The organism is Pacificibacter marinus (assembly GCF_900109555.1).
Classification (GTDB): Bacteria; Pseudomonadota; Alphaproteobacteria; order Rhodobacterales; family Rhodobacteraceae; genus Celeribacter; species Celeribacter marinus_C.
In genome coordinates, this window is sequence record NZ_FNZV01000003.1 from 170,190 (window position 1) to 192,788 (window position 22,599).

General features: G+C 52.9%; 17 protein-coding genes. 9 read left to right on the forward strand and 8 right to left on the reverse strand.

The window, feature by feature from the left end:
- Positions 1 to 68: 68 nt before the first annotated feature.
- Together gcvP and BM025_RS05780 are read left to right on the forward strand one after the other, a co-directional pair.
- The gene (gene gcvP, locus BM025_RS05775) at positions 69 to 2,915 is read left to right on the forward strand and encodes an aminomethyl-transferring glycine dehydrogenase (protein WP_085848722.1); all 2,847 of its coding nucleotides are present in this window, start codon (positions 69 to 71) and stop codon (positions 2,913 to 2,915) included.
- A gap of 90 nt (positions 2,916 to 3,005) precedes the next feature.
- A complete protein-coding gene (locus tag BM025_RS05780; protein WP_085848723.1) occupies positions 3,006 to 3,452 on the forward strand; it encodes a thioredoxin family protein in 447 nt (148 codons plus the stop codon).
- A 43-nt stretch (positions 3,453 to 3,495) separates the two neighbouring features.
- Here the strand turns inward: BM025_RS05780 and BM025_RS05785 are convergent, their stop codons facing one another.
- A complete protein-coding gene (locus tag BM025_RS05785) occupies positions 3,496 to 6,831 on the reverse strand; it encodes a translocation/assembly module TamB domain-containing protein (RefSeq protein ID WP_085848725.1) in 3,336 nt (1,111 codons plus the stop codon).
- The gene (locus BM025_RS05790) at positions 6,828 to 8,609 is read right to left on the reverse strand and encodes an autotransporter assembly complex protein TamA (protein ID WP_085848727.1); all 1,782 of its coding nucleotides are present in this window, start codon (positions 8,607 to 8,609) and stop codon (positions 6,828 to 6,830) included. The genes BM025_RS05785 and BM025_RS05790 overlap by 4 nt, the downstream gene beginning before the upstream one ends.
- Positions 8,610 to 8,759: 150 nt before the next feature.
- Here BM025_RS05790 and BM025_RS05795 point away from each other — a divergent pair, with 150 nt between their 5' ends.
- Entirely contained in the window at positions 8,760 to 9,269 is a 510-nt protein-coding gene (locus BM025_RS05795) for a PhnA domain-containing protein (protein WP_085848729.1), read from the forward strand.
- Positions 9,270 to 9,400: 131 nt separating this feature from the next.
- On the opposite strand, the gene BM025_RS05800 is transcribed toward BM025_RS05795, so the two are convergent.
- A complete protein-coding gene (locus tag BM025_RS05800) occupies positions 9,401 to 9,607 on the reverse strand; it encodes a cold-shock protein (protein ID WP_085848732.1) in 207 nt (68 codons plus the stop codon).
- Between the two features lie 274 nt (positions 9,608 to 9,881).
- Between BM025_RS05800 and BM025_RS05805 the strand changes: the two genes are divergently transcribed.
- The gene (locus tag BM025_RS05805; RefSeq protein ID WP_085848735.1) at positions 9,882 to 10,361 is read left to right on the forward strand and encodes a DUF2938 domain-containing protein; all 480 of its coding nucleotides are present in this window, start codon (positions 9,882 to 9,884) and stop codon (positions 10,359 to 10,361) included.
- 218 nt (positions 10,362 to 10,579) lie between these two features.
- On the forward strand, positions 10,580 to 10,966 hold the full coding sequence (locus BM025_RS05810; protein WP_085848738.1) for a BrnA antitoxin family protein: 387 nt from the start codon (positions 10,580 to 10,582) through the stop codon (positions 10,964 to 10,966).
- Positions 10,967 to 11,083: 117 nt separating this feature from the next.
- Here BM025_RS05810 and BM025_RS05815 read toward each other — a convergent pair whose 3' ends face one another.
- The 3 genes from BM025_RS05815 to BM025_RS05825 form a co-directional block, all read right to left on the reverse strand.
- Complete coding sequence (locus BM025_RS05815) at positions 11,084 to 11,737, reverse strand: hypothetical protein (protein ID WP_085848741.1); 654 nt, start codon at positions 11,735 to 11,737, stop codon at positions 11,084 to 11,086.
- Between the two features lie 152 nt (positions 11,738 to 11,889).
- Positions 11,890 to 13,548: an energy-dependent translational throttle protein EttA gene (gene ettA, locus BM025_RS05820; RefSeq protein WP_085848743.1), complete on the reverse strand. Its 1,659-nt coding sequence runs from the start codon at positions 13,546 to 13,548 to the stop codon at positions 11,890 to 11,892.
- A gap of 84 nt (positions 13,549 to 13,632) precedes the next feature.
- A complete protein-coding gene (locus BM025_RS05825) occupies positions 13,633 to 14,706 on the reverse strand; it encodes a DUF4062 domain-containing protein (protein ID WP_085848745.1) in 1,074 nt (357 codons plus the stop codon).
- Positions 14,707 to 14,873: 167 nt separating this feature from the next.
- On the opposite strand from BM025_RS05825, the gene BM025_RS05830 reads away from it, so the two are divergent.
- Both BM025_RS05830 and dacB read left to right on the forward strand, forming a co-directional pair.
- Positions 14,874 to 15,479, forward strand: a complete 606-nt coding sequence (locus tag BM025_RS05830; protein ID WP_085848748.1) for a nicotinate-nucleotide adenylyltransferase — start codon at positions 14,874 to 14,876, stop codon at positions 15,477 to 15,479.
- A gap of 67 nt (positions 15,480 to 15,546) precedes the next feature.
- On the forward strand, positions 15,547 to 17,091 hold the full coding sequence (gene dacB, locus BM025_RS05835; RefSeq protein WP_085848751.1) for a D-alanyl-D-alanine carboxypeptidase/D-alanyl-D-alanine endopeptidase: 1,545 nt from the start codon (positions 15,547 to 15,549) through the stop codon (positions 17,089 to 17,091).
- Between the two features lie 13 nt (positions 17,092 to 17,104).
- Here the strand turns inward: dacB and BM025_RS05840 are convergent, their stop codons facing one another.
- Positions 17,105 to 17,527, reverse strand: a complete 423-nt coding sequence (locus tag BM025_RS05840; protein ID WP_085848754.1) for a tellurite resistance TerB family protein — start codon at positions 17,525 to 17,527, stop codon at positions 17,105 to 17,107.
- 179 nt (positions 17,528 to 17,706) lie between these two features.
- Between BM025_RS05840 and BM025_RS05845 the strand changes: the two genes are divergently transcribed.
- Both BM025_RS05845 and BM025_RS05850 read left to right on the forward strand, forming a co-directional pair.
- Complete coding sequence (locus BM025_RS05845) at positions 17,707 to 19,350, forward strand: lysine--tRNA ligase (protein WP_085848757.1); 1,644 nt, start codon at positions 17,707 to 17,709, stop codon at positions 19,348 to 19,350.
- A 297-nt stretch (positions 19,351 to 19,647) separates the two neighbouring features.
- Positions 19,648 to 21,939, forward strand: coding sequence for a hypothetical protein (locus BM025_RS05850; protein ID WP_085848759.1), 2,292 nt, complete (start codon positions 19,648 to 19,650; stop codon positions 21,937 to 21,939).
- 62 nt (positions 21,940 to 22,001) lie between these two features.
- Here the strand turns inward: BM025_RS05850 and BM025_RS05855 are convergent, their stop codons facing one another.
- Entirely contained in the window at positions 22,002 to 22,502 is a 501-nt protein-coding gene (locus BM025_RS05855) for a HugZ family pyridoxamine 5'-phosphate oxidase (protein WP_085848978.1), read from the reverse strand.
- Positions 22,503 to 22,599: the final 97 nt, after the last annotated feature.

Here is a 22,599-nt window from a genome sequence, read left to right on the forward strand (position 1 = left end):
CAAAACGCAGCTGCGGTTTGGCCCTTTTGCTGCATGCCCTGTGCTAGCTCGCATACAAGGAACGTTCCGTGGCCTATACCCCATCTACTTATAATCCTTATGATTTTGCCAATCGCCGCCACATTGGTCCATCGCCTCAAGAGATGAAAGACATGCTGGATGTGATTGGTGCGTCCTCTTTGGATGCGCTGATTGATCAAACTGTGCCCATGGGCATTCGCCAACTTGAACCGCTCAGCTGGGGCCCAATGACCGAACACGAAGTGTTGGATGCAATGCGCAAAGTCGCTGGCAAAAACAAGGTTATGACATCGTTGATCGGGCAGGGGTATTACGGCACCGCGACGCCCCCCGCGATCCAGCGCAATATCTTGGAAAATCCAGCTTGGTATACGGCCTACACACCCTACCAACCCGAGATCGCCCAAGGCCGTCTAGAAGCGCTTTTGAACTACCAAACCATGGTGTCGGACATGACGGGTCTTCCCGTTGCCAACGCATCTTTGCTGGATGAATCCTCTGCCTGTGCGGAAGCTATGACCATGGCGCAGCGTGTTTCTAAATCCAAAGCCAAGGGGTTTTTCATCGATGAGAACTGCCATCCGCAGAACATCGAAGTGATGAAAACCCGCGCTGCGCCGCTCGATATCGACGTGATCATTGGCGATCCAAAAGACATGGATGCCAGCAAGGTGTTTGGCGCGATTTTCCAATATCCGGGCTCCGATGGCAATGTGCGTGATTATACGGCAGACATCGAAACTCTGCACGCGGCCAAAGCTGTTGCTATTATGGCGACTGATTTGATGGCATTGACGCTGCTCAAAGATCCGGGTGCAATGGATGCCGATATTGCTGTCGGATCCGCGCAGCGTTTTGGCGTTCCTATGGGATTTGGCGGGCCGCATGCTGCGTTTATGTCGTGCAAAGACGCGATGAAACGCTCTATGCCGGGACGCATTGTTGGTGTGTCTGTTGATGCCAATGGCGGACGGGCGTACCGATTGTCACTGCAAACCCGCGAGCAACACATCCGCCGCGAGAAAGCGACCTCAAATGTCTGTACGGCGCAAGCTTTGCTGGCTGTGATGGCGTCGTTTTATGCTGTGTTCCACGGCCCACAAGGGCTGCGTGCCATTGGTGAACGCATCCATTTCAATGCAGTACGTTTGGCGGAAGGTTTAAAAGCATCAGGCTTTAAAATTGCACCAGACAATTTCTACGACACTTTCACCGTCGATGTGGGCCCGATGCAAGGTGTGATCTTGCGATCTGCCGTGGCTGAGGGCATCAACTTGCGCGCTGTCGGCGCTGACAAAATCGGCATTTCTGTTGATGAAATGGTCGACGCTGAAATCATTGCAAAAGTCTGGCGTGCCTTTGGGCATGAGGCCGAAGCGGGCACTGAACCAACGGCTTTGGGCTTTGACGATACGCTGATCCGCAGCAGTGATTATCTGACCCATCCGATCTTTGGCATGAACCGTGCCGAAGGCGAAATGATGCGTTACATGCGTCGTTTGGCTGATCGAGATTTGGCGCTGGATCGCACGATGATCCCACTGGGGTCATGCACGATGAAGCTGAACGCGGCTGTGGAAATGATGCCTGTCACATGGCCTGAATTCAACATGATCCACCCCTTTGCGCCTGTTGATCAGTCAACTGGCTATGCTGAGATGATCAAAGATTTGTCAGCCAAACTGTGCGAAATCACAGGCTATGACGCCATGTCTATGCAGCCAAATTCGGGCGCTCAAGGCGAGTACGCGGGCCTGTTGGCTATTATGGCCTATCACCGATCCAACGGGCAGGGCGGTCGCGATATCTGCTTGATCCCGCGTTCTGCACATGGCACCAATCCTGCTTCTGCACACATGTGTGGTATGAAGGTGGTTGTGGTTAAAACGGCTGAAAATGGCGACATCGATATCGATGATTTCCGTGCCAAAGCGCAAGCAGCAGGCGACAAGCTGGCAGCGTGTATGATCACCTACCCATCCACCCACGGCGTGTTCGAGGAATCGGTCAAAGAGGTGTGCAACATCACCCACGAATTTGGCGGTCAGGTGTATCTTGATGGTGCAAATTTGAATGCGATGGTTGGCTTGGCCAAGCCGGGTGAAATTGGATCAGATGTGAGCCACTTGAACCTGCACAAAACCTTTTGCATTCCGCATGGTGGCGGTGGCCCCGGCATGGGACCGATTGGAGTGAAAGCGCACCTTGAACGCTTTTTGCCTGGGCATCCTGAAACGGGTGGCGAAACTGGGCCAGTTTCTGCAGCACCTTATGGGTCTGCATCGATCCTGCCGATCTCTTGGGCATACTGCATGCTTATGGGGGGTAAAGGATTGGCGCAGGCGACAAAGGCTGCGATCTTGAATGCCAACTATATTGCTGCGCGTTTGGATGCTGCTTTTCCTGTGCTTTACAAGGGCAAGCAGGGACGTGTGGCCCATGAATGTATCATCGACCCACGGGCCTTTGATGACAGTGTGGATGTCAACGTTGATGATATTGCCAAGCGCCTGATGGACAGCGGATTTCACCCGCCCACCATGTCTTTTCCCGTTGCTGGCACTTTGATGATTGAGCCAACTGAATCTGAGACCAAAGCTGAGTTGGATCGCTTTATTGAGGCTATGTTGTCGATCCGTTCAGAGATTGCTCAGATTGAAAGCGGTGAGCTGCCAGTGGACAACAATCCGTTGAAACATGCACCGCATACGGTCAATGATTTGGTTGCGGATTGGGATCGGCCTTACAGCCGTGAACAGGGTTGTTTTCCTCCCGGATCGTTCCGCGTCGACAAATACTGGCCTCCTGTTGGGCGCATCGACAATGTGCATGGTGATCGCAATTTGATCTGCCAATGTCCGCCGATTGAAAACTACGTTGAAGCTGCTGACTAATTTTGGGCCCTGATCGTTGGATCGGGGCCTTGAATTTTACCCTGCATGGGGCGATATATTCAGTAGGCTGAATTTCAAGTGGATCACACGATGAGTTACCCCGTTAAAATTGCTTGCCTCAAATGTGGACAGGCCAATCGTGTGCCCGCTGAAAAGTTGATTTCATCACCTAAATGTGGGACATGTGGTGGAGCGCTGGTCAGCGATAAAGTCGCTGAGTTGAACCCAACGTCTTTGGCAAAGGCCGCCAAGCTGGATGACATGCCTTTGTTGGTGGATTTTTGGGCCCCGTGGTGTGGACCGTGCCGCCAGATGGCCCCTGATTTTGCCAAGGCTGCGATTGCTTTAAAAGGCCGTGCGCGCTTTGCTAAAATCAACACACAGGACTTTCCTGTCGTATCCCAAAAGAACAACATTCGCGGCATCCCTGCATTGATTTTGTATCAAGGCGGCAAAGAGGTGGCTCGTCTGGCTGGGGCTCGCCCTGCGCGGGACATTGCACGCTTTGTACAGCAAAACGCCAAACCGCTGAGTTAACATCTATGAGGCCTAATCTGCCGTCAGGTCCATATGATGCGCTTCAGTAATCTTTTTCGAAAAACACCCCAAGACTTGTGGCACCGCTGGGTGACATAGACCCTTTGAACGTCACCGTATCAGAGGCATCCAAGTTTAGGTTGATCACAGACTTGCCGCTGCTGTCGATGGTGACATCTGTATAAACATCGTCAGACAGGTATTTGCCCACGCGCAAGGCCGTGTCGCCTTCGTCAGATGTTGTGACATCCAAATCGTCTACCCCGATAGAGTCGCGGATCGAACCAACAATGCCGTTGCCGCCCCCAGTTAATGTCGCAACCGCAGCAGCCATTTGGGCGGCTTGAAATGCCGAAATCTCGGTCAAGGCACGGCCAAATAAAAGCTGGGCTAGAATTTCGTCCTCAGGCAGTTCAGGTGATGATGTTAGGTCTACCGCAGGCGCGCTGACACTGCCGGATGTGGTGACTTGAATGGTCATGTCATCCGTATTGGTTTCCGCGACAAGCTTAAAACTTGGGTCAAAGCTGCCTTGCAGATAAAGTTCCCCCTCTGTCAGCTCGATCCGATTTCCAAGTAGGCTAAGACGACCGCGTATCAGAGAAAACTGACCGATAGGCACGATGTTTTGCGTTGATCCAGTCAGGCGCAATCTGCCGCCCAGTTCGGCGTCCAGCCCGCGTCCGCGTACGAACACTTGGTTCGGTGCATCGACTGTTACATCCAGCTGGACACCATATGCAGCACTGTCATTGCTGTCTGTGGCAAGCACCCCTGCACGGGCGCGGGTTTGTCTGACGTCACTTGGTTCCGACAGGTGCGTTATGGGTAGAATGTCACCGCCTGCGCCTAATGCCACTGAGGCCACACGCACGTCGGTTTGCCCAAGTGTCAATGCGCCAACAATTTTGGGCCCTGTTAAAAGCGCCCCTGTGATGGCGATGTTGCCATTCACCGTCGTGCTGTAAAGGTCTGGATCGCTAACTGTCAGATTATTCACAATCACTCGCAAATCTGTTTGCAAACCTGAGGTCACACCAATGCGCCCCTCGGCTGTCAGTCGTCCACCAGTGTCCGCACGTGCAATGGCAGAAATTTGGGCATTGTCATTGTCGAGGCGGGCTTCGAATTTTTCAAAAGACAGTGATAACCCTGTCGCGGGCAGCACCGCGCGTGCGCCCTCTTGGGTTGTGATCGTTCCAGACACAGAAGACAACGCCAGCGGCCCATCAAGACGCAAATTAAACGCTGCGGTTCCCTGAACAAGAGCGGCAGTGGTCATGTTATTGGCCAACCCTAATGGGGCCGTTCCCACAAGTTGCAGCGCAGCCGTGTTGAATGTGTTGGCAATGGATCCTGAAAGGTTTGCTTGTGATCCGCCGGGGCCGGTCATGGTGGCCGTGGTTTGCCATGGCCCTGTTGGTGTCGATTGCGAAACATTTGCGTCCACCGATAACGGCCCGCTGACGCCTGCGTTCAGGCGCGCGGTATCATCAAGACGCACTGCAAGTTCGAGATTAGAGCTTTCGCCTGTCAGCGTCCCGCTGCCTTGTGCTGTGATGGCAGGCGTTTGCAATGTGAGTGAGTCAAAGTTCAGTCCCGTTTCATCGCGCCGCGCAGTCAGTGCGAATTCACTGCGGCCATTTATAAGCGCATCTACTTTGGGAATGCCCATTTCTAGGTTTTGCCCCAACCCTGTGATTTGGGCGTCAAACCCACCGCCAAGCGGGGTGAATACGCCTTGGGCTGTCGCGTTTACGGCCCCTTTGAGTGGGCGACCAGCGAGAGGCGCAAAGCGGGACAGACGAGGCGTGTCCAAGGCGACGTTGCCTTTGAATGTAAAGCCGCTGTCCAACCCTGAAACAGTTCCTGCGGCATTCAATTTGGTGTCTTGTGACAAGACTATGAAATCACTGATGACAAGCTTGCCATCGTCGCGCCACGTCAATTGTGTATCTGCTGCCAGTTCTGGCCCAACAGCTGTTTGCAGGGCTGGGTCTGTAAATGCGATGCCAGATGCCATGATTTGGATGTTGGCTTCTAGCGCACGCAATATCTGTGACAATTCTGCGTGTCGTTTGCGCGAAATAAGTCCTTTGGCGGTCACAGACACATCTTTGATGGTGAGATCGGTTTGGTCAAAACCAGACAGTTGTGCTTTTGCACTCCAGACTTCGCCACGTGTGGCATCATATTGAGCTGATATTTCGGCGCGGTCGATAAAGCGCTTGTCCCCTGCAAGGGGCAGCAATGTTGGCGTGCCGTCTTTGGTTTGTATGGTGCCCGAGATGTCAAAAGACGTTGGCAAGGCATCTGTGCCAATGGCCAATGCACCGCTAAGCGACAAGGCATCGGTGCCCAAGGAAAAGTCATCAAGTGTCATGCGGCCATCTGGATAAGACACGCCATTTACGGTCAGCTGAGTGGATGCGCCAAAAAACGCGGCGTATTCTGGATCAAACAGAGGCGTCACATCCCCTCTGATATCGGCAAAAAACGAACGTGTTTTGGGTTGGGGTACAGACGTTGCGGTTTGCGCACCCTCATCGGTTTCTTGCAGTTCGCTTGGGTCCACAATCGTAGACACTCCGACGCGCCCCGCGAGCCGTGGTTGCCCAAGTGTGGCCAACTCAATATCGGCTATAAACGTATCAAGCGGTCCTGATCCTTTGGCGGTCAGGGACAAATCTGGCGTGCCAGGCAGGCCGATCATTGTGGCCACCAAACCATTTTGGCCTTCGGTGAGCGACAGGTCTAGATCAAGGTTTGCATCTGCATTGCTATAGGCGGTGTCTAGGCGAAAGCTGCCAACCGGCCCTTGCAACCTGTCAATTTCTAGCGTGGCCGCGCCGTTTCCATCCTTAAGCGAGGCTGTGCCAAACACCGATAGTAAAATTGGATCCTGCGTGCCGATAATTTCGGGGCCTAGGTGAACTTCGTCCACTGAAAACGCGCCTATATCTATGCTCACGGGCAGTTCAGGCAAGGAAAAAACTGAGGCTTCGGGAGTGGTTGTCGTCGCGGCAGTTTCAGGTCGCCGAATGAGTTCAATCGACGCCGCAGATAATTTTTCAACCTCAAGACGTCCGGACAACAGCGCAGATCGGTTCCAATCCAGAACCGCATCGGTGAGCGTCAGCCATACGCCTTGGTCGTCAGAAATCGTTAGACTCTCCAACGTTGCCTCAGATGACAAAAGCCCCTTGAAGCCATCGATGCGAATATTGCGACCCGCCCCCGATAGATTGTCTTCAAGAAACCCGACAATCAAAGAACGATCGCGCTCTGACGTGTCTTGTGTTTGGGCCTGTGCCGCTGTTTGGACCAATATGGCCAAGGGCAAACACAGGGCCGCGAAAAGGCGAATTCGCTTGTTCAAAACGCTTGTCCAATCCCAACATAGATTTGTACGCCGTCGCCGGTTGAGCCCGACACTGGGGCCGCGATATCAAGCCTGATAGGGCCAAATCCGGTGTCATAGCGCAAGCCCAACCCCGCACCTGCGTGCCAGTTCATCGTGTCATCGGGGATCGCATTTGCGCCAATGCCCCCAAGATCGGCAAAACCAACCAACGATAGTTTTTCATTAATTCCCGCGCGCAATTCTGTGGACAGGCCAACAAAACTTGTTCCGCCAGTTTCGGTTCCGCCGCCCAAATCAACATTCAAAGATTGATAGGGTTGCCCGCGCACGGTGCCGCCGCCGCCAGAGTAGAACAATAAATCAGGCGGTGTGGTTGTCGTGTCACTGCCGACGATGGACCCTGCCAAAATACGTGCGGCAAACACAAAGCGATCATCATTGCCAAAGCCCAGATAACCACGCCCATCGGCATAAAAACGTGCACCACTTTCCGAGCCGCTTAAGCCCAGGTAGGGCATGATTTGCGCGTAAAAATACGTCCCAGATGTGGGGGACATAACGTTGTCTCTGTAGTCGCGTTCGCCTTCTATTGGAAAGATAACGTGTGAAAAGTTACGCTGGCCTACATCGTCCGTCACATCGGAATAGCGAAAGCCGATCCCGCCATTGAAATAGCTGTGCTCTGAAATTATTTTTTCTGCAACCACCATCAATTTTGTCAGATCAGACAGGTAGTTTGGTTCGTCCAAATGAGACACTTCGGCTTCCGCGATCAACGTCAAAGCAGGGCGTGTAAGAGCGGGGCGGCGGTAGTTGGCCTTGATCGAATAGTCCACGCCTGTGGATGATCCTAATCCGCCAATTTCCGCATCAAAGCGCAGCCGATCCGCTTTGCCTGAAATGTTACGGTGCAGCCAATACGCGGATAGTGTGCCGCCTTCGAGCGAATCGATTTCAGCGCCAAACCCCAGACGGCGTGGTGCTGCGTCGGTAACTGTTGCGAGAATATCTAGACTGTCATCCGCATTCAAACTGTCTGCTTCGGTGATCGACACGGATCGAAATGCCCCTGTGCGACGCAAACGCGCTGCTGCTGTATCAAGCAATTCAGGGTCGAAAGTTTTGCCCGTGATCGCGCCTGTGATCTTTTCCAAACGCTTTGGCGAGACACGTTTGGTGCCAGCAAAGCGCAATTCCCCAAACGTTGCCTTGGGGCCAGGCCCTATGCCCAAATCCACATTTAAGGTGTTGGTGTTGTGATCCGCGACGATGGACTGATCGGTCAAAGTGGCCTTTGGGTGGCCCGCAGCGCGCCATCCATCAATCGCGGCATCTTTGGCTGTGCCAACTGCACCCGAGCGTGCTGTTTTACCTGTTGAAAACTCTAAAGGCACAAGCGTTTCGGGCGTCACTGGAGCGATTTTTGCCGTGCCAAAAGTGAATTTAGGACCTGTGTCGACCGATATAACAACCTTGGAAATTCGTTCTGGTAGGGTGATCAAAGACAGCGTGCTGCCCTCGCGCCCATCGACGGAAATACGCACAACAGGGGCGTAATAGCCTGATTTGTATAGTGCTCCAAGTAAGCTGCGATAGTCAGATTGCACCGCCGCAATGATATCGGAAGGTTGCGTAATCTCATCACGTTCGGCCTCTAAAACGCTAGACGCCGCAGACAACCGATTGCGTACACTTCCTGACGCGGTTGTGGTCAAAGTGGCCTCAAACCCAAATGCTGGTACGGACAGACCTGCCCATAAAGCTGTTGCGATTAGTATGCTTCGAAACGTCATTGTGGTTGGTCCATTTTTTGCGCGCGACACATTGAGTAAATATGGTCTGTTTCACATGTGGTTTCCAGCAAGAACCGCATAACGGGGCGGTTTGTTGCTTGCTCTGTTTTGGGTGCAGGCCTAGGGTCCGCTCAGAAAATGGAGGGCGTTATGGCCGATTGTGAAATTTGTGGTGCGTCAGGCACATTGACCGAAGTATCTGTGGCCCCGCGCCCCGATGCCGTGGCCTTGTGTGACACCTGTGCGGACGGCCTTAAAGGCGAGGTTGTGCCTGAGGGGCATTGGAATGCGCTTTCGACGTCGATGTGGTCAGAATCAGATGCCGTAAAAGTTTTGTCTTGGCGACTTTTGATGCGCCATGCCGAGGAATCATGGGCCGCAGATGCGCTTGATATGCTCTACCTTGAACCTGATGTTGAAGAGTGGGCCAAGTCTGGCGGTCCTGATGTGATCCACCGCGATAGCAATGGCGCTGTTTTGTCGGCGGGCGATACCGTTGTGTTGATCAAAGATTTGCCTGTTAAAGGCGGTGGATTTACGGCCAAACGCGGAACCGCCGTGCGCGGAATTTCATTGGTGGCCGATAATGCTGGGCATATTGAAGGCCGCGTCGAAAGCCAACGGATCGTGATTTTGACTGAATTCGTCAAAAAGAAATAAAGGCGATACAGCGATAAAACGACAAAAGGCGCGGGGGGAACCTCGCGCCATTTTTACATCAAACCATTGATCAAACATAAAAAAACGCTCGATGCGAAAGCACCGAGCGTTATCTCAAACGAGAGTGTAGATTATTCTACAGTCAAGTTAATCGCAGATTCGCGACCGTCACGGCCAGCTTCGATGTCGAAAGTAACTTTCGCACCGTCGCGAAGACCTGTAAGGCCGGAACGTTCAACAGCAGAGATGTGAACGAACACGTCTTTGTTGCCACCTTCTGGCTCGATAAAACCGAAACCTTTAGTGGAATTGAACCATTTTACTGTACCATTAGCCATTGTATTTTCTCCTTAATCACTGCCCACGATATTGCGGCAGATCGGCGTGTCAGGGGTCTGATCGAAGACTGAGTGCCGGATAAGGGAAAACAGAAGGGTCGATAGAGATAACGTCGCAAGGCCCATAGAGCACATTTTTCGCCCTATGCAAAGGAAATTTTAATGCACAGCACATTTGATCATATTCCCGCTGACCTTTTTCAACCCGCCATGCTATATTTTGTGAAACCAACGGCATAGCCCACTATAGATGGGTGTTAAGGACATATTTACCATGACAACTATTTTGCTCTCCGGGCTCTTAATGGGCCTTGGCGCGACAATCGCAATGGATCTCTGGGCGCTCGCCCTGAATCGGGTGTTCGGCGTGGGCCTGTCAAACTGGGGCAACGTAGGCCGTTGGGTGGTGCATCTGGGCCGTGGCACGATGTTTCACGATAACATCTCAAATGCCGCGCCGGTGCACAACGAAACCACCATCGGCTGGCTGTTCCACTACGCGGTCGGATTGGCATATGGCGTTGTTTTGGCAGTGATAATGGGCGCGGATTGGCTTGCATCCCCCACGTTTTTACCCGCATGGATATTCGCCATTGTGACCATCGGCGCGGGGTGGTTTATCTTGCAACCGGGCTTGGGCGTGGGCATCGCCGCGTCCAAAACCGCGACCCCTTGGAAGGCCCGTGGCATGGGACTTTTGGCGCACACTGCGTTTGGGTTTGGTCTGTGGATTACGGCTGTTATTTTGGCCTAAAACGACGCGAAGCGCGCGGCGCATCACACGACATAAAACGCATAAATGTTAACGACACAACAGGGCGGATTTGCCCCGTCTGCACTCCGTCTGCTTTGTGTATGGCTGTCGTATGGCACCTGTCTGCGGTGTGTCGGGCGGCGCGCGATGGGCAAAAGTGACGTTAACCTTTTGGCGCGAGACTGGGACACTGATCCCATTGTCCTACGAGGTTCGCCATGCGCCGCACCAAAACCGAACAATTTGCCGTTGACCGTTTTTACAATCGCGCTTCTGAGTTGCGCGATGATTTGTACAGCTTTCAAGACATCAAAGAAATAGTCCCCAAGGCGTGGTTCACGTTGGACCAAGATATGCCCGCAACGGAAAACAAGGTGAAGGTGACGCTGCGCTTGGATGAAAGCGTGGTCGACTTTTACCGCGCCACGGGCCCCGGTTATCAAGCGCGGATCAACCGCGTGCTGGCGACCTATGCGCAATTGCGGATCGGGCAGATCGAGACACGAAACGCCAAGGTCGCCGCCTATCGAAAATCACTGCGCATGGGGATTGATCCCGACACCGAAGATATCCACGGCGCACCGCCTGTTGATGTGAAGGAGTGAGCCCTGAGCCGTTTACGGTCTCTACTTTTCAAAGATGCTTGCATCTTTGACGCGTCTGACCCGCCCCCACGGGTCTGCGCGTTTCACGCACACCTCCTCGGGGCAGTCGCTGGAGGCTTAACTTCGTCCTAATTCTACCAGATAATTATCCAGAATACGTGGCATGAAGAGTTCAATTCGTTCCTGAATTTTATCTTTATCAGAAGTTTGTGATGCCCAGCGCTCTTCTGAAATTTTGCTTAGCTCACCGGACCATGCCCTTTTAAGATTGTGAAAGTCGGTATTAAACCGACAGTAGTGCTTGTACTGTGTATAGTGGTTTCCCCCGACTATTCTTCGCAGACCAATGCGAGCGTATTGATCCCACATTGCAAACTCATTGGGTTTCCAATGTCCTAAAAGCTTGCTGAATAGGGATACGCGTTTTTGAGTTGTAAGCTCGTTTCTTATATTGTCTTCGATTACTTTACATTTTTCGTGAAATCCGACGAATTGAGCGTTAAATTCATCTTGGTCGCGACCAAGCTCGGTAGCTGGTACAAAAGTGGTTAGCCATTTACGCATCTCATCGCATTCGCGTGAATTAAGGCCGCGTGTAACCGAGTAGTCGGCGCCAAATCCTCTAAATCGAGAAAAGGTTTGTAGAATAGGTAGTGCGCCAAAGTCGCCTTTATATAGGTAGTCGTCTTCCCACCATTCCCAGTTGGTCGCAGCATCATCGGTGGCTTTTTTGAGAATTGTGCTATCTGGATGTGAAATTGTATTTGTCATTCAATGTTTCCCAATAAAAAAGCCCCGCCAGTAGACGGGGCCTTTTTATATGAGCACTCAGTTGCGCTTGAGGCAAGCATCACATGTGGGTCGAAAGGAGGAGCGAGCGCTCAGTGAACTGTCTCGCCCCCTCGTAATAAACGCTTTGCGTTTTAGGACCGAACAAACTTTTTGTGCTTCAAGCGTTTTGGCTCAAGGGCGTCTGCGCCGAGGCGACGTTTTTTGTCTTCCTCATAGTCTTCAAAGTTGCCTTCGAACCATTCGACGTGGGCATCGCCTTCGAACGCCAGAATGTGGGTACAGATGCGGTCAAGGAAGAAGCGATCGTGCGAGATCACGACAGCACAGCCTGAGAAATCTGTCAGGGCATCTTCGAGGGCGCGCAGTGTATCGACATCAAGGTCATTGGTCGGCTCATCGAGCAACAAAACGTTGCCGCCAGCGCGCAGCAAGCGTGCCATGTGAACGCGGTTGCGTTCGCCGCCTGACAGGATACCGACTTTTTTCTGTTGATCGCCGCCTTTGAAGTTAAAGGTCGAACAATATGCGCGGCCGTTGACCTCGGCATCGCCCAGCATGATGATGTCTTGGCCATCGGAAATGGCTTCGAACACGGTGGCGTTGGCGTCTAGGTCATCGCGGGATTGATCGACGTATGACAGTTTGACGGTGTCGCCGTATTCCACGGTGCCTTCATCGGGTTGTTCTTGGCCCGTGAGCATACGGAACAGCGTGGTCTTACCCGCGCCGTTGGGGCCGATCACGCCCACAATGCCACCGGGTGGCAAAGAGAATTCAAGGTCTTCGACCAAAAGCTTATCGCCCATGGCTTTTTTCAAGCCGTTGACTTCGATCACTTTATTGCCAAGGCGCGGGCCGTTGGGGATGACGATTTGGGCGCGGCCCACTTTGTCACGCTCGGATTGTCCTGCAAGTTCGTTGTAGGAATTGATCCGCGCTTTTTGTTTGGCTTGGCGCGCTTTGGGCGACTGACGCATCCATTCAAGTTCGCGTTCAAGGGTCTTTTGTTTTGACTTATCTTCACGGGATTCTTGGGACAGGCGTTTGGCTTTTTGTTCAAGCCATGAGGAATAGTTGCCTTCCCAAGGGACGCCCGCGCCACGGTCGAGTTCCAAGATCCAGCTGGTGATGTCATCAAGGAAGTAGCGGTCGTGGGTGACGATAAGGATGGTGCCTTTGTAGTCGATCAAGTGCTGTTGCAGCCAAGCGATTGTTTCAGCGTCAAGGTGGTTGGTCGGCTCATCGAGCAGCAACATATCGGGCGCTTCGAGCAAGAGTTTGCACAGGGCCACGCGACGCTTTTCACCACCGGACAGATTGGCGACATCGGCGTCATCGGCAGGGCAACGCAGGGCTTCCATCGACACGTCAACTTGGCTGTCGAGATCCCACAGGTTTTGTGCGTCGATCTCGTCTTGCAGCTTGGCCATTTCGTCGGCGGTTTCATCGGAATAGTTCATCGCGAGTTCGTTGTAGCGATCGAGAATGGCTTTCTTTTCGGCCACGCCCAGCATCACGTTTTCGCGCACGGATAGAGTTTCGTCCAATGTGGGTTCTTGCGGCAGGTAGCCGACTTTCGCGCCCTCGGCCGCCCAAGCTTCGCCTTGGAATTCTTTATCCATGCCAGCCATGATGCGCATCAGCGTGGATTTACCCGTGCCGTTGACGCCGACCACACCGATTTTCACACCGGGGAGGAAGTTGAGGCGGATGTTTTCAAACACCTTTTTCCCGCCGGGGTAGGTTTTGGACACGCCGTCCATGAAGTAAACGAATTTATTAGCTGCCATGAGCCGCGCTCCTTTGGAGAATAACGATTTGAGACGGTTTACCGTGTGTGAGCGAGAAGGGGAAGGGGCGGTCAAAGATGTTTACTAGAAAGGAATTTCTTCGTCGTCCATTCGGATACTTGTGCGGATTTTTCCGGATGTAACTTTCAAACTTTTGGTATGCAAACCTGCAATCGTCAGTCGTCTAATGATTTTTCTTGCTAGATCAGCAAATGGTACATTTCCTTCTTCGTAGAACAGACCTGCTTCAATAAAATAGCACCACAGAAGGTCAAAAGATTCCGAAGTCACGCTGTGTCCATTCAGAGCATTTTTTTCACATACGACGGCTAGTAGTTGACCCATTGTCTCGCGTGTAGCGGTCTTATCAAGCACAAAGTATTCTTCGTCATTCCAATCGTTATATGAGATTTGAGCACTGCGATGAAATGCTATGAAAAATGAAAGCCAAGTCCCACTGATACTTGCGAGCAAATCGTTGTTATCATAACCGCCGATATTCGCGTGTGTGTGAATTTGAACTTCGACAGTATCTTGTAAATCAGGAAGTTCAGGCAAGCTCGATGTTTCAAATGCGGGATGTTTGAAAATTTCCAATTTTTTGTTTTCTTTACGCAGCGCTTCAAGTTCTTGAAGCGCTGCGGTGCTGGCAATTGTATCGCCCTTTACCCATCCGGTGCGTTTTTTGGTCTTTTTTGCGTGATCAACGGCTTCTCGAACACATAGCTTTAGTCCGTCTGTCGTGTCCCAACTTTTTCTAATGCGACCGTCCGATGCCAATGCTGTGAATGTCTTAAGCTTTTCGTGTCCTTCTGAGGTTTCCTCAGTTTTGTTGCGCGGCAATTCTTCTGGATTTGAGTGCACAAGAACAATAACAGGCACGCCTGTTTCAACGGCATGATGAAACTCTTTTTCGGTATAGCTTTGTCCATCTGAGGTAATTGATCCGTATCGGCCGCCAATGATTAAAATGTAATAGTCACAGGCCTCAATAAGCGGTTTGATGTATTCGAGTTGCTCTTCGTCAGAAGCTGGAAAGGACTCCATTTGAACAGGGAAGTCTCCCATGCTGATCAAAGTGTCTTGGACCGCTCGCCGTTCTTCTTTGAGGTCTTCGTAGGTAGAACTAATAAATACTTGGTATCTTTTGTCAGTCATAATTAAAATCTGGCCATATATACGTTTGTTAAAGAACGTGAACCAGAGTTGTTGATTAAGCAATAGGGGCCTTAGCAGAAGAATGCCCTCGCATTGGCAACCCCACACCACGCCCAGCGTGTTTAGCCAATTGACACAAAAGCATTTCCCCACCACAACCTGCGCTCATGCGTCATGCTTTGCCATATGCTCGTGCTGGTCAGGTGATCGGTTTGCTCGGGGGGTCTTTTGATCCCGCGCATGAGGGCCATGTGCATATCACCAAAGCAGCGCTCAAACGGTTTGATTTGGACCGTGTGTGGTGGCTGGTCAGCCCTGCCAATCCGCTCAAATCCGTCGGCCCAGCGCCGATTGAAAAACGGTTGCAGCGCGCGCGGGCGGTGATGGATCATCCTCGGGTTGAAGTGACCGATTTGGAAAGCCAATTGGGCACGCGGTATACGGCGCAGATGCTGGACAAGCTGCATCAGATGTATCCCGGAGTGACGTTTGTTTGGCTTATGGGTGCAGATAATTTAAAGCAATTTCATCGTTGGCAAAACTGGCGCGGTATTTTGGCGACGACACCTATTGGTGTGATTGCGCGCCCCGGTCAGCGCGTTGCGGCGCGCACGTCAGTGGCGGCGAGTATTTTTGAATGTGCAAGGCTGCCAGCACGAGCATCGCATTTGTTGGGCCAAGTGGGCACGCCTGCGTGGTGTTTTGTGAATGTGCCGATGAATGACGCGTCATCGACTGAAATTCGCAACGCGGGCGATTGGCAACGCGGCTGAGCGATGAAGCACGATTTTACCATCCTGCCGACTTGCAGCCGCCCTGAGATCAAGGTTTACTCCGCGCATGTTGAATAAGAACCACACCAGATCTACGACTGTTTTGACGCGCCGCACCGCGCTGGGCTTGATGTTTGGCGGTGTGGCGGGGGCGGCGATGGCGCAAACCGTGCCGTCTGTTGATCGCTCGCCCTTTCCCAAAGCGCGCCCTGAGGGACTGCACAAGCGTGCTGTGCCATCGGGTGCAGATTTGGTGGCGCAGGCAGGCGTGTCTGGCGCGGTGTCTTATGCGGTGGCCACGTTGCATGGCGAGACTGCGGGCGAGATTTTAGAGACACGCGGGCCAGTGTTGCGGATGCCGCCAGCATCAGTCGCGAAAGTCACCACATCGATTTATGCGCTAGAGCATTTGGGGCCTGATTTTACCTTTCAAACCAAGGTGATCGCAGCGGGGCCAGTCGTCGACGGCAAGATCGTGGGCGATTTGATTTTGCAAGGCAGCGGCGATCCCACGTTGGATACCGATATGTTGGGCGACTTGGCGGGGCAGTTGGCCGCGCAGGGGGTAACGGGCATCACGGGCGGGTTTTATGTAGATGGTACAGCGTTGCCGCGCATCGAGATTATAGACAACGAGCAGACCGAATACGCGGGATATAATCCGACGATTACGGGGCTGAATGTGAACTACAATCGCGTGCATTTCGAATGGAAAAAGCAGGGCGATGGGTTTGCGTTAAAGATGGATGCGCGGGCCAAAAGATTTGCGCCGGATGTGAAGATTGCATCGATGACGATTGCGGATCGGGGTCTGCCAGTGTTCGATCATGTGGCGGGGCAGGGGCGCGATGATTGGAGCGTGGCGCGGTCTGCGTTGGGCAATGGCGGTGCGCGGTGGTTGCCGGTGCGTTTGCCAGTGCTGTACGCGGGCGAAGTTTTTGCCGCTGTGGCGCAGGCGCAAGGGGTGCTGTTGCCTAAAGCGCAGCCGATTGTGGCACGCGGGGACAGTGCCGTGCCGTTGACGGAAATTGCCCGTCACGACAGCGCGGCTTTGACTGATCTTGTGCGCGATATGTTGAAATACTCCACCAATTTGACGGCGGAAATTTTGGGTCTGGCGGCCAGTCGAGCCCGCGGATTGGACCCGAAAGATTTGAAAAGCTCGGCACAGGCGATGTCTACGTGGGCGCAAACGCGGCTTGGCACGCGTCATTTGGCGTTTGTCGATCATTCCGGATTGGGCGGCGCATCTTTGGTGAGCACGACGGATATGGTGCGGCTTTTGTCTGCGTCAGGCGTGGAGGCTTTGATCGGGCCGTTGTTGAAACCCATCGCGCCGCGAGATGATGCCTATGAGGTGATCAAGACGCCGAGCTTTGGCATCGACGCCAAAACCGGCACGCTGGATTTTGTATCGACTTTGGCGGGGTATATCACCGCACCAGATGGCACGCGGCTTGCCTTTGCCAGTTTCGCGGCGGATGTGCCCGCGCGGGTGCAGGCCAAAGCGCTGGGGCTTGAGGTGCCACGCGGGGCGCGCACGTTTAATGCCCGTGCCAAACGGTTGCACCAAGCGCTGATCGCGCGCTGGGCCGTGGTGTATGGCAGCTAGTGGCTTGAGTTGATTATAGCGTGATGTAACGCGCGCGAGCGCCACGTTCGATGGCGGCGGCGTGCAGGCGATCCAGATCAAGTTCGTACCGGATTTCTTCGAGCAAGCGCAGTTCTGCTTCGCGGGTTCTGCCATCGGATGCTGCCACGTCACAGGCCAGCGCATAGGCGGTCTCGAAAAGGCGCTCTGGCAGGTTGTCTCGCACAAGGCCAAACAGCGCATCCAGACCGTCTTCTTCGGAAAACAGATCAAAGACAGTCGAAGAGACCGTTTTGATCCGGTCCGCATCGTATTTGGCAAAAACAGGCAAATGATTGACGATGGTTTCGATCGTCATCAGTTCCGAGGTGCGGATATTTTCATCGGATACAGACACAGCGACCATGATGGCCACAAGACAATCTTGTTCGGTCATAGAATGTGGAGCGTCTGTCATGAGTTGTCCTTTGGGGCTGGGGTGTCTTTAAGATATGCGGATGGGGGGGCTCATTCAAGCACCGTGGCGGATTTAGCGGGTCTTTTGGCGCAGATATTGTTGACCAAAGCCCGCATGCGCAATACATGAGGCACTTGCGGCCACGGGGGTCGCACCAATTGATTTCAAGGATTGCTATCATGACTGACCTGCGCACTGCTGGTATGAGCTCCAAAGCCTGGCCTTTTGAAGAGGCCCGCAAAGTTCTCAAACGGTATGAGCAATCCAAGGACAAGAAAGGCTATGTGCTTTTCGAGACAGGGTATGGCCCATCTGGTTTGCCGCACCTTGGCACCTTTGGTGAAGTGTTGCGCACCACGATGATCCGCCGCGCTTTTGAGGTGATCTCAGACATTCCAACCCGTTTGATTTGTTTCTCTGACGACATGGACGGGATGCGCAAAGTGCCCTCGAATGTGCCAAACCAAGAGATGATGAAAGCAGCAGAGCAATTGCCCCTGACGGCTGTGCCCGATCCATTTGGCACGCACGCAAGCTTTGGCGATCACAACAACGCAATGCTGCGTCGTTTCTTGGATACGTTCGGGTTTGATTACGAATTCTATTCTGCCACGGATTACTACAAAACCGGCAAATTTGACGAGGTGCTCAAGCGCGCTGTCGACAAATATGACGACGTGATGAAAGTCATGTTGAAATCCCTGCGCGAAGAACGCGCGGCGAGCTATTCGATTTTCTTGCCGATCCACCCAGAAACGGGTCGCGTTTTGTACGTGCCGATTAAGTCGGTCAACAAAGACGATTACACCATCACCTTTGACGACGAAGACGGCAAAGAATGGACCCTGCCTGTGACTGGCGGCAATGTGAAATTGCAGTGGAAGCCTGACTTTGGCGCACGCTGGGCGGCCTTGGGTGTGGATTTCGAGATGTTTGGCAAAGACCACTCGACCAATGCGCCAATCTATGGCCGCATCTGTGACATCTTGGGTGGCACGCGCCCCGAGAACTTTAGCTACGAATTGTTCTTGGATTCAAATGGTGAAAAGATTTCGAAATCCAAAGGCAACGGCTTGTCGATTGATGAGTGGCTGACCTATGCGTCAACGGAAAGCTTGAGCTACTTCATGTTCCAAAAACCAAAGACCGCGAAACGGATGCATTTCGATGTGATCCCGCGGGCGATGGATGAGTATCATCAACAATTGCGCGCCTATCCAACGCAAACGGTCGATCAGCAAGCGGCGAACCCTGTGTTCCACATTCATGGCAAAGACGTGCCTGCTTCAGACATGGTGGTGCCGTTTTCGATGCTGCTCAACTTGGCGTCTGTCGCCAATGCTGAAGAAAAAGATCAAATGTGGGGCTTTATGCAGCGCTATGCGCCAGATGCATCGCCTGAAACCCACCCCGGTTTGGATGCCGCAGCGGGCTATGCTGTGGCCTATTACAATGACTTTGTGAAACCTGAAAAAACCTTCCGTGCGCCAAACGATCAAGAACGTGCGGCCTTGGTTGATTTGAAAGCTGCATTGGCGTCACCTGAGGTTGCCTTGGCTGCGATTGCCAAGAAAAACGCGGCGATGGGCAATGACGATGCTTTGCCAGAAGCGAACATGACGGATGCAGATTTCTTGCAGTCTATTGTCTTTGCTGTCGGCAAAAATCACGGGTTTGAAAACCTGCGAGATTGGTTCAAGGCGCTGTACGAAGTGCTTTTAGGGGCATCCCAAGGACCACGTTTCGGTGGGTTTGTGGCGCTGTACGGCGTGCCAGAAAGCATCGCATTGATCCAGCAGGGCTTGGACGGAGAGCTGTCTTAAGTCCGCCCGCACCCTGAGCGGCTATAAGTTATCTATGACATTTTACCTTCGGCGCGTTTGACGTGTCGGAGGTTTTTTTTATGCAAAAATGTCGTGTTCCGATGGGCTTGGTGTTGCGCGCTGCGCTGTGGCTGCGCACGCCCGCTTAAGCGCGTTGTTATCCCCTTGGGCTAGAACTCTCGGTGTCTGGGCATGCGCTGCCACGGCTTTCCAGTTGAAAGACCTTTGTTTGGGTCGACGATGTGTTCGTCGCTCCAACTGCGCATGTGACCTAAGAGATGTGTGAAAGGGGTTCGGATGAACAAGGCCATTACTGAAGGGCTGGTGCTGATGCCGCCAGCGTTCGCGAGCGGTTTGGGCGTATGGTCCAGCGAAGACGGAACGCCGGGGTCGGCGACCTATGCGGGGGCGGGCAATGCGGCGTTTGTCGCGGCGGATGCTGATTTTGGCGGTGCGCTGGAAATCTACAAGCAAAATACCACAACCAAATTGCGTTACATGGGTGAGACGCCTTTGCGGCCTGGCATGTATTTACAGGTCACGGCACGGGTGAAAGCGGTGTCTGGCAATCTGCCGTCTGTGCGGATCGCGGGCTGGGCGGGCAATGCGTCTTTGACCCATGTCAGCGGCGTCACTGAAATCGCTGCTGCGGTGCCTTTGACCGCCTATGGTGAGGTTGTCGAAATCTCTGCCATCGTTGGTGTCGGCGCGCGTGGTGGTGTGGATATGCCGTGGGGTCTTGAAACTGTTTATGGCCATTTCGGTCTTGATTTGACGGGGGCCAATGGTGGCTCTGTGCGGATCGATGATCTTAAAATAGAAGACGTGTCTTCGTATTTTCTGGCTGACAGTGTCGGCGTTATTGATGTGCGTGATTTCGGTGCGATTGGGGATGGCACCACATCGTGCAATGCAGCGTTCGGGGCCGCAGATGCCGCTGCCAATGGTCGCAAAGTTTTGGTGCCTGAGGGCACGTATCGTTTGACCAGCAACTTCACCTTTATCCACGAGCCTATTTTCGAAGGCACGATGGTTATGGATGATCATGTGCGCCTTGCCTTGCGTCGTGGGTTTCATCTGAACTCGTATATCGACGCGTTCGGTGACGAAGTTTTGGCGTTCAAAAAAGCGTTCCAAGCGCTGGTGAACTACACCGACCACGACAGTTTGGATATGTGTGGGCGTCGCATCGAGTTGCCGGGGCCGATTGATTTACAAGCTGCGGCTGAAAATAAAACGACCTTTGAAGTGCGTCGTATGATCCGCAATGGGCAATTCAACTTCCAAGCATCAAGTGATTGGGATGTGGAAACCACGACATCTTCTGCGTCGTATTCTGCCGCCAACGGCAAGACGCTGAGCAATGTGTCAAACGTTGCAAATATCATCACTGGCAGTCATGTTTCAGGCAATGGTGTCGGCCGTGAAGTTTACGTGCGATCTGTGAATGTCGGGGCGCAAACGGTGGAGCTCAGCCAGCCGCTGTATGGGCCAAGCTCGAACCAAACATACACCTTTACGCGATTTAAATATGCTCTGGATTTCAGTGGCTTCAGTAAGATGTCGCAGTTCGTCATCTCTGATGTCGAATTCTTATGCAACGGGCATGGGTCGGGCATTAACCTGCCCAAAGAAGGCTCGGTCTTTCAAATCAAAGACTGCCATTTCAAATCGCCAAGCCATCGCGGGATTACATCAACGGGGCGTGGGTGCCAAGACTTGGTGATTGACCGCTGTTTCTTTGTATCCAATGAGCAAAGCGAGCGTTCAGAAGATCGCCAATCCATCGCGTTCAACGTGAATGCCAACGATTCCAAGGTGCGTGACAGTCGGTTCCAACGATTTGGCCACACGGGGATCTTGTGCGGGACAGGGCATTTGTTCGTGGGCAACCATTTGTTCCAAGGTGATAACTTTAACAGTAGTCCGCGCGTTGGGGGATTGATCTTTACCTATCCCAATGTGAAATCCATCGTCACGGGCAACTACATCGACAACGCGTCTATTGAGATGAACAACGAACACGATGCCGCGCCAGATTTTGGCACCGAGTTTTCGTTTGGCGCCTTGACCATCACCGGCAACATTTTCATGTCAATCGATAGCGCTGATTGGTTCAGCTATATCGTGGTGAAACCCTATGGTGCGGGGCACTTTATCCAAGGTCTTTCGGTGCAGGGCAACACATTCAAAGCGATCAACGGTAACATCGATCGAATTGAAAAAATAGATACAAGCTTTGCAACACTCAACATGTCGCGGATGCGTAATATCGTCTTTGAGGGCAATACGTTCAACGCGATCTCTGATCCGTGCTTCAACCCTGTGTCCTTGGAATTCACCCAATCTACTGCGTCGTCACAGTGGACGTTGGACCCCAGCAATTATCTACCGTTTGGCGGCTGGGCGCGGACTGTTGAATCCATGGTCTTTGTCGATGCCTTGACCAACAGCTCTGGCAGTCAGGTGGGTACAATTCCATATGCGACCGTCAATTACGGCAGCAATTCCGACCAAGTGCGCCTGACATTCCCGCAGGCCACGAAAGGCAAAGTGCGCTTGAGCGTGCGCATGGACAATCCAGTTTAATTTAGGGCCCTTTTAAAACTCTTAGCACCGAGCGGCGCAGGCTGTTCGGTGCTTTGGTGTGTCTAGATCAAATCTGCGCGTGTGAGGTGGTAAGCCTTGCCAAACCCACCATTCAGATCGCCATGTAAAGGCGTGAATGCTATGAAATTAAAGTCGGAAAAGTCGATGTAGAGCGCTGATTTTGGATGCGTTTTCAACCACTCGTCGCGGCGCGCGCTATGGCTGGGATCATCGCGTGACAAAAACCGTACCTCTGCAGCAAGGGACAGACGTGGAAACGCCAAAGGGTCGCCTTTTTGCGGTGGATCACCAATCAAAAGCCCGCAACGTGGGTGCGCTTTTAGCCGTTTAGCATGGGCTGATAAATCGGAAATAAGCGACACCATCGTGCCATCAGATTCTACGCCAAATGCGATGCGTGTCACTGCGGGCGCGCCGTTTTCATCCAAAACCGCCAATGCGGCATGGCGCACATCCCCGATCAATTGACGCGCAAGCTGGCGCGCGTCGTCATCGGTTTCGCGCAATGGAAAAGAGGGTTGTGTTGCTGTTTCATCATTCATTCTTGCACCGTAGCCAACCCTTGCGTCAGCATCAATGCGCTTCAGTTTTGTTGGGCGGTTTGTGAGCAAAAACTGTTGGAAAAATACGAGTGCCTTG